The organism is Rhizomicrobium palustre, assembly GCF_011761565.1.
Taxonomy (GTDB): domain Bacteria; phylum Pseudomonadota; class Alphaproteobacteria; order Micropepsales; family Micropepsaceae; genus Rhizomicrobium; species Rhizomicrobium palustre.
Map to the genome: position 1 here is coordinate 2382665 of NZ_JAASRM010000001.1, position 15563 is coordinate 2398227.

At 60.0% G+C, this 15563-nt stretch carries 13 protein-coding genes; 5 read left to right on the forward strand and 8 right to left on the reverse strand.

Annotation, left to right across the window (positions count from 1 at the left end):
• The first annotated feature begins 69 nt into the window (after nucleotides 1-69).
• Nucleotides 70-558, forward strand: a complete 489-nt coding sequence (locus tag FHS83_RS10710; RefSeq protein ID WP_167082955.1) for a hypothetical protein — start codon at nucleotides 70-72, stop codon at nucleotides 556-558.
• Between the two features lie 16 nt (nucleotides 559-574).
• On the opposite strand, the gene FHS83_RS10715 is transcribed toward FHS83_RS10710, so the two are convergent.
• The 4 genes from FHS83_RS10715 to FHS83_RS10730 form a co-directional block, all read right to left on the reverse strand.
• Complete coding sequence (locus tag FHS83_RS10715) at nucleotides 575-973, reverse strand: PIN domain-containing protein (protein WP_167082956.1); 399 nt, start codon at nucleotides 971-973, stop codon at nucleotides 575-577.
• A complete protein-coding gene (locus tag FHS83_RS10720) occupies nucleotides 970-1251 on the reverse strand; it encodes an AbrB/MazE/SpoVT family DNA-binding domain-containing protein (RefSeq protein ID WP_167082957.1) in 282 nt (93 codons plus the stop codon). The genes FHS83_RS10715 and FHS83_RS10720 overlap by 4 nt, the downstream gene beginning before the upstream one ends.
• A gap of 106 nt (nucleotides 1252-1357) precedes the next feature.
• Complete coding sequence (locus tag FHS83_RS10725; RefSeq protein ID WP_167082958.1) at nucleotides 1358-1981, reverse strand: MlaC/ttg2D family ABC transporter substrate-binding protein; 624 nt, start codon at nucleotides 1979-1981, stop codon at nucleotides 1358-1360.
• A gap of 130 nt (nucleotides 1982-2111) precedes the next feature.
• Complete coding sequence (locus FHS83_RS10730; protein ID WP_167082959.1) at nucleotides 2112-2852, reverse strand: MlaA family lipoprotein; 741 nt, start codon at nucleotides 2850-2852, stop codon at nucleotides 2112-2114.
• Between the two features lie 129 nt (nucleotides 2853-2981).
• Between FHS83_RS10730 and FHS83_RS10735 the strand changes: the two genes are divergently transcribed.
• The 3 genes from FHS83_RS10735 to metH are packed head-to-tail and all read left to right on the forward strand — an operon-like array spanning nucleotide 2982 to nucleotide 8526.
• Nucleotides 2982-3953 (forward strand): ArsR/SmtB family transcription factor, encoded by a 972-nt coding sequence (locus FHS83_RS10735; RefSeq protein WP_167082960.1) that lies wholly within the window; start codon nucleotides 2982-2984, stop codon nucleotides 3951-3953.
• Nucleotides 3950-4834, forward strand: a complete 885-nt coding sequence (gene metF / locus FHS83_RS10740) for a methylenetetrahydrofolate reductase [NAD(P)H] (RefSeq protein WP_167082961.1) — start codon at nucleotides 3950-3952, stop codon at nucleotides 4832-4834. Before FHS83_RS10735 ends, metF begins: the two co-directional genes overlap by 4 nt.
• Complete coding sequence (gene metH / locus FHS83_RS10745; protein WP_167082962.1) at nucleotides 4831-8526, forward strand: methionine synthase; 3696 nt, start codon at nucleotides 4831-4833, stop codon at nucleotides 8524-8526. The genes metF and metH overlap by 4 nt, the downstream gene beginning before the upstream one ends.
• Before the next feature lie 8 nt (nucleotides 8527-8534).
• Here the strand turns inward: metH and FHS83_RS10750 are convergent, their stop codons facing one another.
• The 4 genes from FHS83_RS10750 to FHS83_RS10765 all read right to left on the reverse strand — a co-directional run bounded on the left by FHS83_RS10750 (nucleotide 8535) and on the right by FHS83_RS10765 (nucleotide 13824).
• Nucleotides 8535-9158, reverse strand: coding sequence for a LysE family translocator (locus FHS83_RS10750; RefSeq protein ID WP_167082963.1), 624 nt, complete (start codon nucleotides 9156-9158; stop codon nucleotides 8535-8537).
• Nucleotides 9159-9433: 275 nt separating this feature from the next.
• Nucleotides 9434-10564, reverse strand: a complete 1131-nt coding sequence (locus FHS83_RS10755) for a 2'-deoxycytidine 5'-triphosphate deaminase (RefSeq protein WP_167082964.1) — start codon at nucleotides 10562-10564, stop codon at nucleotides 9434-9436.
• Between the two features lie 32 nt (nucleotides 10565-10596).
• Nucleotides 10597-13332 (reverse strand): helicase C-terminal domain-containing protein, encoded by a 2736-nt coding sequence (locus FHS83_RS19785; protein ID WP_208414476.1) that lies wholly within the window; start codon nucleotides 13330-13332, stop codon nucleotides 10597-10599.
• Between the two features lie 93 nt (nucleotides 13333-13425).
• Nucleotides 13426-13824 (reverse strand): hypothetical protein, encoded by a 399-nt coding sequence (locus FHS83_RS10765; RefSeq protein ID WP_167082965.1) that lies wholly within the window; start codon nucleotides 13822-13824, stop codon nucleotides 13426-13428.
• Between the two features lie 57 nt (nucleotides 13825-13881).
• Between FHS83_RS10765 and FHS83_RS10770 the strand changes: the two genes are divergently transcribed.
• On the forward strand, nucleotides 13882-15459 hold the full coding sequence (locus FHS83_RS10770) for a lysine--tRNA ligase (RefSeq protein ID WP_167082966.1): 1578 nt from the start codon (nucleotides 13882-13884) through the stop codon (nucleotides 15457-15459).
• The last annotated feature ends 104 nt before the right edge of the window (nucleotides 15460-15563 follow it).

Sequence of the window (15563 nt, forward strand, 5' to 3'; positions counted from 1 at the left end):
GGAAACCGGGGCGTTTTTGCTATATTCAAGCACCGCGTGTATGTTTTCCGGTTGGTGCATGGGGGGAATATGCAAAGCTACAAAAAGAATGATCCCGCGGGGAGTTTCATACGTTGGCAGTCGATCACAATAGGTCAGCTGGCTTACGCCTCTAATTTGATGCTTACTCTTGCCGTGGCTACGCTCGGCTATGAGGCGTCAATACTATTGAGCGACAGATTTTCAGGATTACCCTGTACTGCGAAGTCTACATTTCTTGTCGGCATTGCAGCATTATTTCTCCTGGTGATTTCATCCCTCGGGTTGCTGGTGTCGATAGGTGTTGCACTATTTTTGGTGATCAATCGTCTCAGGGATTTTCGAGAGACAAAAACAGCTGCTCGAATGCGCGAGCAAAATAAGCCGGATGAAGCGATCGAGCCGCACAGAGTTATATACAGAAAGCTAGGTCGCAGGTCCTGGGTGCTGTTCTGGAACCAAATCGCGCTATTTGGGATCAGCATCGTATTCGCGGTGTTCGGCGTCTTCCTAACAGCTGCATATGGGGTTTTGCGTTAGTGGGCCGTCCCCACGATTACGGTGCGATTAATTCCACGTCCGGGAAATAGCGGCGGTAGCGTGCGGTATCGCGGGTGAGAAGTGGCAGGCCTGATACTTGCGCATGTGCGCCAATGAAGAAGTCGGGCAGGTTGCTGCCGCGCGTACCGCCCCGGCGACGGTAGTCGCCAAACACTTTGCCCGCCAGGAAGAGGGTGGATTTTGGCATTGGACAAAGCTGCAAGTTTAGATCGGCCAAAGCGAGGTCCAGCTCCATCTCGCTTTTGCTCTTTACCGCAATCTCGGCGTAGACGATTTCGTCGAAGTAAAGCGGCCCCAGATGAGAGCGGCGGACAAGCTGCTCCATGGACCAATCAAACCAATCAGGCGTGGTGCTGAGAATGTCGATGAGCACATTGCTATCGACGAGGGTCACGGTTTCCCGGCCTCCATCTCCGCGTCCTCACTATAACCGCGGGTCATTTCCATGATCTCATCGGTAGTGATCCCGCTGATGATCCCGCGGTTTGCAACTTCCAGCAGACGCTGTCTGTATTCATCCATGGATTTGCGCTTGGCCTCAGGCTTTTGGATCACGAGCGCGCCTGTAGCGCCGAGAGTTATCTCGACTTCATCACCGGGTTTGATCCCGGCTTTGTCACGCAATTCTTCGGGAAGGGTGATCTGCCCCTCGCTGGTGATGGTCGTAACCATGCTGCACCGCTGCTACTTGTCCGGGTAAATCCTAGCACAATCCCCCCCTCAAAACAAAAACGCCCCGGTTTCCCGGGGCGTTTCGGTATGGCTTTGCGGGCAGGCGTTACTTGGTCTGCGCGGCCTTCTGCTTCAGCATGGCGGTGAGGGCCTTCACGTCGCCGTTATGCTGGCCGAGGTAAGAGGTGAAGTCGTTGCGTTCCAGTTCGCGGATCCACACGCCTTCGACCGAGAAATCGACCACCACCATCTTGCCGCCATTGTTCTGTACACGGAACTGTACTTCGAACGGCTTGGCGCTGGGCTTCTTGGGATCGACCGTCACCGATTTGACCACGGTCTCATCGGCGGAGAGCGGGGTCGAGCCGGTCACCTTCAGGCTCTGGCCCGAATATTTTGCGAAGTAGGATTGATAGACCGCCAGCGCGTAATCCTTGAAGGCGGCTTCAAATGCCGTGAGGTCTTCCGGCGAAGCGGTGCGGCGATACTGGCCGAGCGTATAGCGCCCGATGGCCGAGATGTCCGTAAGGCTCAACAAGAAGCCCTGAAACTCCGTCTTGCGCTGATCTTTGGAGAGCTGGGTGTTGTTGAGAATGCCCATGCCCTTTTGCACATTATCGGTGATGTATTGCTCGGCCGGGGTGGCGGCGAGCGCCGGTGCTGCGGCCGTGCCCAGCACCAGAACGAAGGCGGCGATCAGGCCAGCCAAGAAGGTTTTGTAAATCTGCATCGTGCCCTGCTTTGTTCGAAGAACCAGCGTCGTTGCGAGAGGTAATGATCGCTGGGGCATATGGCAAGTTCGTGGCGCGAAAATCGCTTAAATCTCTTTCGATGTCTTTGAACAAAACCGCTGAAACCATTCAATAATTTTCCGGTTCAGTAACATCGGGCATACCATTGCGGATCTCGCTGGCGCGGTGTTGGCGATAAAGGCTTCGTACCGTTGCGTAATAATCAAGGGAATCCCGCTCGATACCCTCCAGCGCCTCGAGATTGCGCGCCCGCGCATCGAGGATCGTTCCATACATTCTGACCCCGGACCAAAGTATGTGCCGTTTGATACGGATATACATGGTGGGATCGAGGGCGGTATCCCCGAGCCTGCCCGCAACATCGCGCGGGTTAGAGGGGCCTAAGAAGGGCAACATGAGATAAGGACCTTCACCAGCGCCCCAAACGGCAAGGGTCTGTCCGAAATCTTCCTCATGCCCGGAAATGCCGATGCGGCCTGCGGCATCCACCAGCCCGCCGAGGCCAAGCGTGGCGTTGATCAGAAAACGCGACGCGGTTTCACCTGCCCGGCTGGGAGAGCCTTGCAGCATGTCATTTGCAAACACGATCGGCTGCTGCAGCGTGTCGAGGAAGTTGTGCACCCCGTTGCGCGCGCTTTCCGGCACCACGGCGACATAGCGCTCCGCCGTCGGTTTTAGCGCCAGCCGGTCCACCGCCAGATTGAAGGCGAAAACCTCGCGATTGGTGGCTTCATAGGGGTCTTCTTTAGTAGGCCCCGCCGCGCAGCCTGCCAGAAAGAGGGTGATGAGGCTTGCGGCCAAGCTCGGCAGGAAATGACCCGAATTCCGCGAAAATTTGCGCGCGTTCATTATTTCCCTGCGGCTTAGCTTCCCCAGGGTGTGCTCTCAGGTTTTTCCCTGCTTGCACAGGCGGTCAAACGAAGCATATAAAGATATGTTTATATGTTTTCGGACCCAGATATGGCCCAAGGCGAGGCAATGGACAGGCTTGTAGGCATGCTGCGCGCGGCGGGCGATCCCACGCGGCTGCGCCTTTTGCTGCTTTTGCGCCAGGCCGAGCTGACGGTCAGTGAGTTGATCGAGATTATCGGCCAGAGCCAGCCACGCGTCTCGCGCCATCTGAAGCTTCTTTGCGGGGCGGGGCTGATCGAGCGTTTCAAGGAAGGAAGCTGGGTTTTCTACCGCGCCACGGAAGAGGGGGAGGCGGCTGCGCTCTCTCAGGCCCTGGAAGCCTTGCTGCCGGGACCGCCGGAAGCCGATTTGAAACGCCTGGCGACCGTGCGCGAAAAGCGGGCCGCCGAGGCCGCCGCCTATTTCAAGGAAAATGCCGCCGAATGGGGCCATATCCGCTCCCTTTACGCCCCTGAGCGCGAGGTGGAAACGGCTATCCTGCGCCAGCTCCAAGGCGAGCCGATTCAGCAACTCCTCGATGCCGGAACTGGCACGGGGCGGATGCTGGAACTTCTGGCGCCATCGGTGCGCCGGGCGGTGGGGGTTGATGTCAGCCCGGAAATGCTCGCCATCGCGCGCGATAAGCTGATGCGGGGCGGTTTTGCCCATTGTCAGGTGCGTTTGGCCGACTCTTATCGCTTGCCCTTCGACAGCGGCAATGGCGAGACGGGTTTTGATGTCGTGCTTTTCCATCAAGTGCTGCATTATCTTGACGACCCCGCTGCGGCGGTGGTTGAGGCCGCGCGCGTGATGCGCCAAGGCGGGCGGCTTCTGATCGCCGATTTCGTCCAGCACGATTTGGAGTTTCTGCGCACGGATTATGCCCATCGCCGTCTTGGCTTCTCCGACAAGGAAGTCCTGGGGTGGTTCCAGGCGGCAGGGCTCAAACTATCCGCCAGCGAGGCCATCGCGCCCCCCGCTGAGGCAAAAGACAAACTGATCGTGAAACTCTGGCTTGGCCGTTCGGAGGCCAAGGCCCAACAAGGCAAAGCCGCATGAGCCTGAAAGATATCGCCCAGAGGGACCGCCCTATTCGCGTCTCCTTCGAATTCTTCCCGCCGAAGACGGCGGAGATGGAAGAACAGCTTTGGACCTCGATCAAAAGACTGGCGCCATTGTCGCCCAGCTTTGTTTCGGTGACCTATGGCGCGGGTGGCTCCACGCGTGATCGCACCCATGCCACGGTGAAGCGCTTGGTGCAGGAGACCGGCCTTAAAACCGCCGCGCATCTGACCTGCGTTGCCGCGCCCAAGAGCGAAGTGAACGAGGTGATCCGCGAATATTGGCATGCGGGTGTGCGTGATATCGTGGCCTTGCGTGGTGATATGCCGGTGGCGGGCACGCCTTATGCGCATCATCCCGAAGGCTATGCCTCCACGCCGGAGCTGATCACCGGTATTCGTTCGATTGCCGATTTCGAGGTCAGCGTCTCCTGCTATCCCGAGCGCCATCCGGAATCGCCCTCGCTGGAACATGATCTCGATCTTCTGAAGCAGAAGGTGGAAGCAGGCGCGACGCGCGCCATTGCGCAGTTCTGTTTTTCCAACGAGACGCTGGCGCGGTTCCGTGATCGCGCCGATCGCTGGGGCATCAATGTGCCGATCCTGCCGGGCTTGATGCCGACCACCAATTTCAAAGGCATTGCGCGCATGGCGGGGCGTTGCGGTGCATCGGTGCCGACCTGGCTCGCCGGGCTCTACGAAGGGCTCGACAATGATCCTGAAAGCCGTCGCATCGTGGCCTCCGCCGTGATGGCCGAACAGGTCAGCGATCTTTATGCCAAAGGCTTCGACCAGTTTCATTTCTACACGCTTAATCAAGCCGACCTGACCTACGCGACCTGCCGCATTCTGGGCCTTACGCCGAAGGAAAATCCATGAGCTTCGACCGCGCTTCCCGCATCGCCTGGCTGAAAGAGCAAGCCAAGGAACGCGTCCTCCTTTTGGACGGCTCCTGGGGCGTGATGATCCAGACCTATAAGCTGGGCGAGGCCGATTTTCGCGGCGATCGCTTTTCCGGCCATGGCCATGACCTGAAGGGCAATAACGATCTTCTCACCCTCACCAAGCCAGAGCTGATCCGCGAGATCGGCAACCAGTATATGGATGCGGGTGTCGATATCATCGAGACCAACACCTTCAACTCCACTGCCACGGCGCAGGCCGACTACGGGCTGGAGGATCTGGTCTATGAGCTCAATTTCGAGGGTGCCAAGCTGGCGCGCGCCGTTTGCGACGAACGCACCACCTCGGATCGCCCGCGCCTTGTGGCGGGCTGCCTTGGCCCGACGAACCGCACCGCTTCCATCTCGCCCGATGTGAATGACCCGGCTTATCGCAATGTGACATTTGATCAGCTTCGCGCCACCTATCGCGATGCAGCGCGCGGGCTCATCCAGGGCGGCGCCGATATTCTGATGATCGAAACCATCTTCGACACCTTGAACGCCAAAGCGGCGATCTATGGCCTGGAAGAAGTGTTCGAGGAACTCGGCGAAACCCTGCCGATCTGGATTTCCGGCACCATCACCGATCTTTCCGGGCGCACGCTCACGGGCCAGACCACGGAAGCCTTCTGGCATTCGGTGCGCCACGCCAATCCTTTTGCTATCGGGCTCAACTGCGCGCTCGGCGCCAAGGAAATGCGCCAATATGTGGCTGAGATTTCCGCGGTCGCCGATACCCTTGTCAGTGCGCATCCGAACGCCGGTCTTCCCAATGAATTCGGCGGCTATGACGACAGCCCCGCAGACATGGCGGTGAAGATCGAGGAATTCGCGCGGTCCGGTCTTGTGAACATTGTCGGCGGTTGCTGTGGCACCACGCCGGCCCACATCGCGGCGTTTGCTGAAGCTGTTAAAGGCATCAAGCCGCGCCAGATTCCGGAAAAGCCGAAATATCTACGCCTGTCGGGCCTCGAACCCTTTACGGTGACGCCGGATTCCAATTTCGTAAATATCGGCGAGCGCACCAACATCACCGGTTCGGCGAAGTTCAAAAAGCTGATCAAGAACGGCGATTTTGATGCCGCTCTGGAAGTCGCGCGCCAGCAGGTGGAAAGCGGCGCCCAGGTCATCGACATCAATATGGATGAAGGCCTGATCGATTCCGAAGCCACCATGGTGCGGTTCCTGAATTTGATCGCCGGTGAGCCGGACATCGCCAAAGTGCCGGTGATGATCGACAGTTCCAAATGGAGCGTGATCGAGGCGGGCCTGAAATGCGTGCAAGGCAAGGCGATCGTCAATTCGATCTCGCTGAAGGAAGGCGAAGAGGCGTTCATCGCCCATGCCAAGGAACTGCGCCTCTTCGGCGCCGCCGTGGTGGTGATGGCCTTTGATGAAACCGGCCAAGCCGATACCGAGGAGCGCAAGGTCTCCATCTGTAAGCGCGCCTATGACATCCTGGTGAACCGCATCGGCTTCCCGCCGGAAGACATCATCTTCGATCCGAATATTTTCGCGGTGGCGACCGGCATCGAAGAGCACAACAACTACGCCAACGACTTCATCAACGCGACGGCGCGCATCCGCAAAGAGTGCCCCTACGCGCATATCTCTGGCGGCGTCTCCAACATCTCCTTCTCCTTCCGTGGCAACGACAAGGTCCGCGAGGCGATGCATTCGGCCTTCCTCTTCCATGCCATCAAGGCGGGCATGGATATGGGCATCGTCAATGCGGGCCAGCTTACCGTTTATCAGAACATCCCGACGGAATTGCGTGAGGCGGTGGAAGATGTTCTGCTCAACCGCCGCGCCGATTCCACCGAGCGCCTGCTCGACATTGCCCAGAAGTATAAGGGTGATGGCTCTGTGGCCGAGGTGCAGGATGCGGCCTGGCGTTCGCTCCCCGTGGAAGAGCGCCTGACCCATGCCCTGGTGCATGGCATCGATGCCTATGTCACCGAAGACACTGAAGAATGCCGCCTGAAGCTGCCGCGCCCGCTCGATGTCATCGAAGGGCCGTTGATGTCGGGTATGAATGTGGTCGGCGATCTGTTCGGCTCGGGCAAGATGTTCCTGCCGCAGGTGGTCAAATCCGCCCGCGTGATGAAAAAAGCCGTGGCCCATCTTCTGCCCTTCATGGAAGCGGCCAATGCCGGTGTGAAGGAAAGCGCCGGGCGCATCATCATGGCGACGGTGAAAGGCGACGTGCACGACATCGGCAAGAACATTGTCGGCGTGGTGCTGCAATGTAACGGCTATGAGGTGATCGATCTCGGCGTCATGACCCCGGCGCAGAAGATCCTCGACGCCGCCAAGGAACATAACGCCCATATCATCGGACTTTCCGGCCTCATCACCCCCTCGCTCGACGAGATGGTGCATATCGCTTCTGAGATGGAGCGGCAGGGTTTCGATATTCCGCTGATGATCGGCGGGGCCACCACGAGCCGCGTCCATACGGCGGTGAAGATCGATCCGGCCTATCGCCGGGGCCAGACCATCTATGTGCCGGACGCCTCGCGTGCGGTGGGTGTGGCCTCGAGCCTGCTCGGTCAGAACGGCAAGGAATATAGGTCGGGCATCCGCGCCGAATATGAGGAGATCGCCAAGAACCACGCCGCGCAGCGTGCGCCGGGCAAGCGCCTCTCCATCATGGAAGCACGTTCCAATAAGCCCAAGCTCGATTTCGCGCCGGTGCGTCCGACCTTCTTCGGCAGCCGCAGCTATCAAGAATATGATCTGGCCGAACTCGCCCAGACCATCGACTGGACGCCCTTCTTCCAGGCCTGGGAATTGACCGGGAGGTTCCCGTCGATCCTGGAGGACGACAAATACGGCAAGACCGCCACCGCGCTCTATAACGACGCGCAGAAGATGCTCGCCAAGATCATCGACAAGAAATGGCTGACCGCGAAAGCTGCTTTCGGCTTCTTCCCGGCCAATGCCAAAGGCGATGACGACATCGAAATCTATGGCGACAAGGCGCGCAAATTCCCCATCGCAACCCTTCACACCATCCGCCAGCAAATGGCGCGCGAAGGCGGCAAGTCCAATCTTGCGCTCGCCGATTTCATCGCGCCCAAGGGGGTTGAGGATTACATCGGTGCCTTCATCGTGACGGCGGGCCATGGCGAAGACGAACGCGCCGCTGCCTTCAAGGCCGAGAAGGACGATTATTCTGCGATCCTTTTCAGTGCATTGGCCGACCGTTTGGCGGAAGCCTTTGCTGAAAAACTCCATGCCCGCGTGCGGCGTGAGTTCTGGGCCTATGCTGCGGATGAAACCCTCTCCAACGAGGAACTCATTGCCGAGAAATATCAGGGTATCCGCCCTGCGCCTGGCTATCCCGCCCAGCCCGATCACACCGAGAAGGCAACGCTCTTCAAGCTCCTTGATGGCGAGGAAAAGACCGGTGTGAAACTAACCGAGAGCTTTGCCATGTGGCCGGGCTCGTCGATCTCGGGCTTCTACTTCTCCCACCCGGAGTCGCGCTATTTCGGTGTCGGCAAGATCGAGAAGGATCAGGTCGAGGATTATGCGCGCCGCAAGGGCTGGAGCCTGGAAGAGGCCGAGCGCTGGCTCGCCCCGATCCTGAACTATAATCCGCGGGAGAACGCGGCGGCGTGAGGCAAAGCCTACCGCCGTCCAGAGAGTACCAGCCGGAGCGCTAAAAGGCCCATCACGCTTGCCGAGATATAACCCATGATCTTGGCGATGAGTGGATTGGCCTTTAACCGCCCGGCCAGCCTGCCGCCGCCAAAGGCGACAATGCAATTCACGCAGGTGGCCGAGAGGTTGAAGCACACGCCCAATATAAGGATTTGCAGCCAGGCGGGTCCGGCATCGCGGGTGACGAATTGGGGCAGGAAGGCGATGAAGAAAATCGCCACCTTGGGATTGAAGATGTTTGTCACCACGCCTTGGCGGAATGCGGTGCCGATGGCACCGTCCTCGCGGCTTTCGGAAAAACGTGGCGGATGGCGGAGCATGCCCACCGCGATCCAGATCAGATAGGCCGCTCCGGCATAGCGCACCACATCAAAGGCAAGCGGAAAGGCGACGAACAGCGCCGCCAAACCGAAGGCGGCGAGCGTCATGTGAAACAGCGTTCCGGTACCGATGCCCAGCGCTGCGGCGAGACCCGCGCGCGTGCCGCGATGTGCGGCTTGCGCCAGCACAAAAGTCATATCCGGCCCTGGCGTTATGTTCAGCGCCAAAGCACCTGCCATAAAGAGGAGGAAAACATCGAGCGTCGGCATGGCGCCAGCCTATAAAAGGGCGGTGCAGGCTGAAAGCGGCTTGAGGTAAACGCATTCCTGAAAATTCATGAGGCGGCCGACGCCGTTAAGCACCGTAGCCGCCTCACGCTGCCCCCTTGGAACAGGACCTTGGCCGTTTGGTGATACTCCGTTTCCCCCCGGTATCACCAAGCAGCGGGGGGATTTGTCCAAAAATGAACGGATTTGGCAACGGGGCTTATTGCCGTCCAGTAATTTGCCGGGCCTTTGTGGATTCAACGCAACAACAAAGGTGGTTAATCCTGGAAGTGTTTAGAGAGCTTCAATCCTTGCCGCTGGTAATTTGAGCCAATGCCTTCGCCGTAGGCAGTTGAAGGTACTTCCGTCAGCCTTTCGAAGACCAAGCGGCCAATGGTCTGGCCATGTTCCAGGATGAAGGGCACCTCACGCGAGCGCACTTCCAAAACCGCGCGCGCCGATGGGGGATGGCCATGGGCATAGCCGAAACCGGGGTCGAAGAAGCCCGCGTAATGTACGCGGAATTCGCCCATCAGCGGGTTGAAGGGCACCATTTCTGCAGCGTATTCGGGTGGAATCGCCACCGCCTCGCGTGACGCGAGAATATAGAATTCGTCGGGGTCCAAAACGATATTGCCGGATTTGGCGGGTTCGATGGCGTCCCAATATTCATGCGGATCGAGGATGCCCCGCTTGTCGACATCAATAATGTTGGTGTGGCGCTTGGCCCGCCAGCCGACGATTCGGCTGCCATCGCCTTTGAAATCGCCTTTCAGATCGACCGACAGCCCCAGCCCATTGTCGATATCGGCCTCGCCTTCGACCAAGGGAATCTCGGCATGCAAGCGGCGAAGCTGGGTATCGGTGAATTGCGGCGAGCCGCGGCGCACGCGAAGCTGATTGAGTCGCGAGCCCTTGCGCACCAGGATCGGGAAGGTGCGGGGGGAGACCTCGGCGTAAAGAGGGCCGTGATAGCCGGTCTCAACCCGGTCAAAGCCGGTGCAGCGGTCGGTGATCAGGCGGGTGAAGACGTCGAGCCGCCCAGTGGAGCTTTTGGGGTTGGCAAGACCCGAGACACGCGGCGAAAACTCGGCCGATTCCAAGAGCGGAATCACATAGACGCAGCCCGTTTCAAGAACCGCGCCCTGTTCCAGGCTGATCTCGTGCAGCGCGACTTCGCGCAATTTTTCTTCGACCGTCGCATGGGGGCCCGGCAGGAAGCTTGCCCGCACCCGATAGGCCATGGCGCCAAGGCGCAAATCCACGCTGGCGGGCTGAATCTGAGTTTCGGCCAGGGCCTCGGCGATGCGGACCTCACGGCCCTCGCCAATCAGGCGGGTCAGGATATGGCCAGGCAGGATGCCGGTGGCGTTCTTGCCGTAGTCTTCGGAAGCTTCGTCTTGGGTCATGGGGCCGAAACTAGCCGCCAGAAGGGCCCCCGTCACTGGGCGGGGGCGAGAAACTCACGGATTTCGCGGATGGCTTCGGCCAAACCGCAGCGTTTTACCGGGGTTTCGGGGGGGAAAGCGCTCAAAAGCCGCGACGGGGTGGCCGATTCCAGGATGACGAAACAGCCCTTGTCCTCCGCCCCCCGGATCAGCCGCCCGAAAGCCTGTTTCAGCTTCAGCCTTGTCAGAAGGTCATCATAGGAGCGGCCGAAGCGGGCCCGGCGCGCCTTGTGCAGGATCGTGGGCTTGGGCCAGGGCACTTTGTCGAAGACCACGAGGCGCAAGGAGCGCCCCGGCACGTCCACGCCATCGCGCAAGGCATCGGTGCCGAGAAGGCAGGAATTTTCCTCGCTGCGGAACAGGTCCACCAGCGCGCCGGTGTCGAGCTTGTCGATATGCTGGGCGTAAAGGGTGAGGCCCTTTTCGGCGAGGGGCGCAGCGATGCGCTGGGCAACACCCTTCAGCATACGCACGGCGGTGAAGAGCCCCAGCGCGCCGCCGCCCGAGGCGAGAAACAGCTCGCGATAGGCCGCAGCGAGCTGTTCGGTATCGCGCCGCTCCACATCCTTGATCACGAAGACGCGGCTGTTCTGGCCGTAATCGAAAGGCGAGCCGAAGCTTGCGCGCTTTGGTGGCTCGGGCAGATGCAGCGCGCCGGTGCGCACCTCCGCCGATTGCCAATCGTCTTCGCCAAGCCCCGCATCGCGCAAAGTGGCGGAGGTGATCAGCGCGCCATGCGCATTGCCCAGAACTTCGCTCGCGAGCGGAATGGTGGGATCGACCCAGCGCCGTTCGAGGCCCACATCCTGGCCCCGCCCATCATCGCGCGCGATCTCGAACCAATCGACGAATTCGTCATTCACTTCGCCGGTTTCAAGCGCTTCCAGCATGGATATCCAGGCGGGCAGGACGATATGGCCGCGCCATTCAAGCCCCCGCCGCGCTGCCTCCAAGCGCCCGCGCTGATAGGGATCAAGATCCTTGGCTTCGTCATTGAGCTTTTTGCGCAAGGCGCCCGCAAGTTTCAGCAAGGGTGTCGCAAGACGGCGGAGCCCGATGGCCAGCTCGCGCGCGGCATCGCTGACTTCATCCGTGAGCGGATAAATATCAGTTTCCTGGGTATAGAAGGCGTCCTTGTCCTCGCTGCGGGCGCGGACATGCTGGTAGATGTTGGCCAGGAAGACTTCGCCAGGGCCATGGGGGGCGCCCAGCCGCGCCGCCCAGCCCTCTGCGGCCAAGACGCTCGCGGCGGAAACCGCTTCGTTCAGGGCTTTTTCGGCGTCCTCATTGCCTTGCACAAGCTCGCTCAAACGATCTTCCAGCCCGCGCGAGCGTGAGCGCATGCGCCCCTCGGGGCCTCTGATCCAACGGCGCAAATCCGCCATCTCGGTGCCGGACACGGCAGCGGCGAAACCGCTATCGGCGGCATCGAAAAGATGATGGCCCTCGTCGAAAACATAGCGCACGCGGCGCTCGTTCTCAGCGTCGTTCTGCGCCGGAGCGGGCAGGGGGACATCGCCGGGGACATCATTTGTCTGATCCGGGCCTTGCCAATCCTGCGCGGCATTGGCGATGACGAGCGCGTGGTTGGCTACCACGATCTCCGCTTTCCGCGCGCGGCGCACAATCTTCTCGATGAAACAGACGCGATAATGCGGGCAGGCGCCGTAAATGCATTCGCCGCGCCGGTCGGTGATTTCGCGAAGACTCATTTGGCTTGCAAGAAACGCCGGAAAACCCGAGCCGGAAATATCGCCATCAGGCGTCGCCGAAACCCAGCGCGCCACAAGCGCGAGGGCGACCGTGCGCTGGCTGGGGGTGAAGGCAGCGCGTTTCATCGCCTCTTCGAAATTGAGCAGGCAGAGATAGTTTTCCCGTCCCTTGCGCACGACCGCTTTTTCATCGCGTTCGGAAGGATCAGGAAAGAGCCGCGAGATTTCCGATACGATCTGGCGCTGCAGATTGCGGGTATAGGTCGAGATCCAAAGCCCCGGCCCGTTCTTCTCTGCCCAGATGCTGGCGGGCGCGAGATAGCCGAGCGTTTTGCCGATGCCGGTGCCCGCTTCCACCAATGCGATTTTCGGCGCGCCGGAACGTTCGCGCGGGGCAAAGGCGTAGCTCGCCGCATCGACATAGGCGCGCTGTTCTTGGCGTTCCTCACCGGTGAGGCCGACAAGCTGAGAGAGCCTTGCGCGGGCTTCCTGCGGGGTGACGGGCTGGGAGGAGGGTTTTGCGGGTGCGGGCTCGTCTTCCCATTCGGACAGCGTGCGCCAGACTTCGAAGCCCGCGAGCGGGGCTTTTTGCAGATCGGAGGTCCCGATGATGTCGAGGACGATGGGCGCCCAGCGCCAGCCCGCTTTCATCAGGGTGAGCGTCATGGGGCGCAGCGCCGATTTCACGCTTTCGGGGAGAAAGGAGATTTCTCCCAATAATTGTTGTGCCGCCGCGTGCATGGTCTTGGCGATGCCGCCTGGGCCTTCCGGCACCTCGATCCGCAGGGCGCGCGCAACGCCCAGCGCGCTCGGCACGCAGGGTTGGCAGGGGCGCACGAAGACGAAGAGTTCGAGCAGGTCATAGACCTGGCGCATCGCGTCCAGCCCCAGCCGTCCGGCGACAAAGGCGGCATGGGCGACGAGAACCTCACCGCTCTGGAAAAGCTCGCCCGCCTCGCGCTTGGTCACCAGCCGCAGATCGCCGTCATAAACCGCAGCGCCCGTTGCCGTAGGCACAAGTGCGCGGACGCGGTTTAAGCCGCTGACAGCGATAGGATTATCGGGAGGGTCATCGATTCTGGGCACACCGGAGTATGGACCAGAAGCGGGCTAGGATTCCACCAGACCCGGATAGCGGCTTTGCAGCATCAGGGTGGTTTTTTCGAATTCGAACACCACCATCTGTGCGGCATTGCGCCGGGCATGGGCCGTGTTGCCTTCGTAAACCGAGGCCGCGAAAGCCTTGGCCGCCGCATCGATCTCGGAAAACGCGAAAGGCGCGCCCGCAGCGCCCAATTCCAGCGCTAGCCGCACCGCCTCTTGCCAATGGGCGCAGAGAACGGCTTCGGAGAGGTGTTCTGAAATGGTTTCGCCCGCGCGGATGTAGTGGCGCAACATCGCCCAGAGCGTGTCGCCAAAGGCTTCCTCCAGCCGCGCGAAGGCGCGGTTTTCGGCCTCAGAAATGGCCAAATCGGAGGGGATTTTCTTTGGTGCGGACGTTGACGTCATGGCCCCCCAAGCCTAGCTTCGCCGCCTTTCCAAACCGTTTAAGGCTTCTAAAAGACCATGAGTTCGCCCCTGTCCGATGACGCGCTGAAAGCCCATGCTTGGCCCTTTGAAGAGGCAAGGAAACTTCTGGCGCGCGCCACCAAAGGCGAAGAGGTCATTTTCGAGACCGGGTACGGCCCCTCGGGCCTGCCGCATATCGGCACGTTCGGCGAAGTGGCCCGCACCACCTGGGTGCGCCGCGCTTTCCAGCTTATGAGCGATAAGCCGACCAAGCTGGTGGCCTTCTCGGACGACATGGATGGCCTGCGCAAAGTGCCGGACAATGTGCCGAACCAGGAAATGCTGAAAGAGCATCTCGGCAAGTCCTTGACCGCGATCCCCGATCCCTTCGGCACACATTCGAGCTTCGGTGCGCATAACAACGCGCGACTGCAGGCGTTCCTGGATCGCTTCGGTTTCGAATACGAATTCCTCTCGGCGACCGATTGCTACAAGTCCGGCCGTTTCGATGAAGCGCTGCTGACGGTCCTGAAGAATTACGAAAAGGTGCGCGACATCGTGCTGCCGACGCTGGGTGCGGAACGCAAGGCCACCTATTCGCCCTTCCTGCCGGTCTCGCCCAAGACGGGCGTGGTGCTGCAGGTTCCGATCCTGGAATGGAATGTGGAGAAGGGCACCATCGTCTATGTCGATGATGAGGGCGATCGCTTCGAGACGCCCGTCACTGGCGGCCATGTGAAGCTGCAGTGGAAGGCCGATTGGGCGATGCGCTGGCTGGCGCTGGGCGTCGATTACGAAATGGCGGGCAAGGATTTGATCTCCTCGGTCGAGCTCTCCTCCAAGATCGTGCGCGCCCTGGGTGGCAAGCCGCCGGAGGGCTTTAACTACGAACTCTTCCTCGATGATTCCGGCCAGAAGATTTCCAAGTCGAAGGGCAATGGCCTTTCGGTGGAAGACTGGCTGACCTATGGCACGGAAGAGAGCCTTGCGCTTTTCATGTTCCAGAAGCCGCGCGTCGCCAAGAAGCTGTACTTCGACGTTATTCCGCGCTGCGTGGATGATTACGTCACCTTCCTGGAAAACTATCGCACCAAGGAAACCGAAGCGGCGCAGCATCTCGAAAATCCGGTATTCCACATCCATGGCGGAAACCCGCCGGCGGAATCCTATCCGGTGTCGTTTGCACTGCTGCTCAATCTCGTCAGTGCTTCGAATGCGCATAATCGCGAGGTTTTGTGGGGTTTTATCCGCGCTTATGCCAAGGATGCCTCGCCGGAAAAGAACCCGGGTCTCGACAAGCTCGTTGGCTATGCGGTGCGCTATTACGAAGACTTCGTGAAGCCGACCAAGAAGTATCGCGCCCCCACCGACATGGAACGCGCTGCCCTGAGCGAGCTTGCGACCACGTTGAAAGCTTTCGGCGGCGAGAACGATGCGGAGAAGGTGCAGTTCGAGATTTTCGAAATCGGCAAGCGCCACAAATTCGAGCCCTTACGCGATTGGTTCAAGGCGATCTACGAGGTCTGCCTCGGCCAGTCTCAGGGGCCGCGCTTCGGCTCCTTCGCGGCGCTCTATGGCTGCGAGGAAACCGCCAAGCTGATCGAAAAGGCCCTGGCGGGAGAGTTTGTTTCCTAATCGTCATGGCCGGGCTTGACCCGGCCATCCATTCTTTGCTTCGCAGTTTTTCCGGGTTGCGTGACCGTCTGGATGGCCGGGTCAAGCCCGGCCATGACGGAGTG

Bases quoted from the DNA above. Each gene is read 5' to 3' on its own strand.
- FHS83_RS10750 (WP_167082963.1), bottom strand. From the start codon at position 9,158: ATGCCGACGCTCGATGTTTTCCTCCTCTTTATGGCAGGTGCTTTGGCG.
- metF (WP_167082961.1), top strand. From the start codon at position 3,950: ATGAGCCTGAAAGATATCGCCCAGAGGGACCGCCCTATTCGCGTCTCC.
- FHS83_RS10725 (WP_167082958.1), bottom strand. From the start codon at position 1,981: ATGCAGATTTACAAAACCTTCTTGGCTGGCCTGATCGCCGCCTTCGTT.
- FHS83_RS10720 (WP_167082957.1), bottom strand. From the start codon at position 1,251: ATGGTTACGACCATCACCAGCGAGGGGCAGATCACCCTTCCCGAAGAA.
- FHS83_RS10710 (WP_167082955.1), top strand. From the start codon at position 70: ATGCAAAGCTACAAAAAGAATGATCCCGCGGGGAGTTTCATACGTTGG.
- FHS83_RS10770 (WP_167082966.1), top strand. From the start codon at position 13,882: ATGAGTTCGCCCCTGTCCGATGACGCGCTGAAAGCCCATGCTTGGCCC.
- FHS83_RS10735 (WP_167082960.1), top strand. From the start codon at position 2,982: ATGGACAGGCTTGTAGGCATGCTGCGCGCGGCGGGCGATCCCACGCGG.
- FHS83_RS10765 (WP_167082965.1), bottom strand. From the start codon at position 13,824: ATGACGTCAACGTCCGCACCAAAGAAAATCCCCTCCGATTTGGCCATT.
- metH (WP_167082962.1), top strand. From the start codon at position 4,831: ATGAGCTTCGACCGCGCTTCCCGCATCGCCTGGCTGAAAGAGCAAGCC.
- FHS83_RS10730 (WP_167082959.1), bottom strand. From the start codon at position 2,852: ATGAACGCGCGCAAATTTTCGCGGAATTCGGGTCATTTCCTGCCGAGC.
- FHS83_RS10755 (WP_167082964.1), bottom strand. From the start codon at position 10,564: ATGACCCAAGACGAAGCTTCCGAAGACTACGGCAAGAACGCCACCGGC.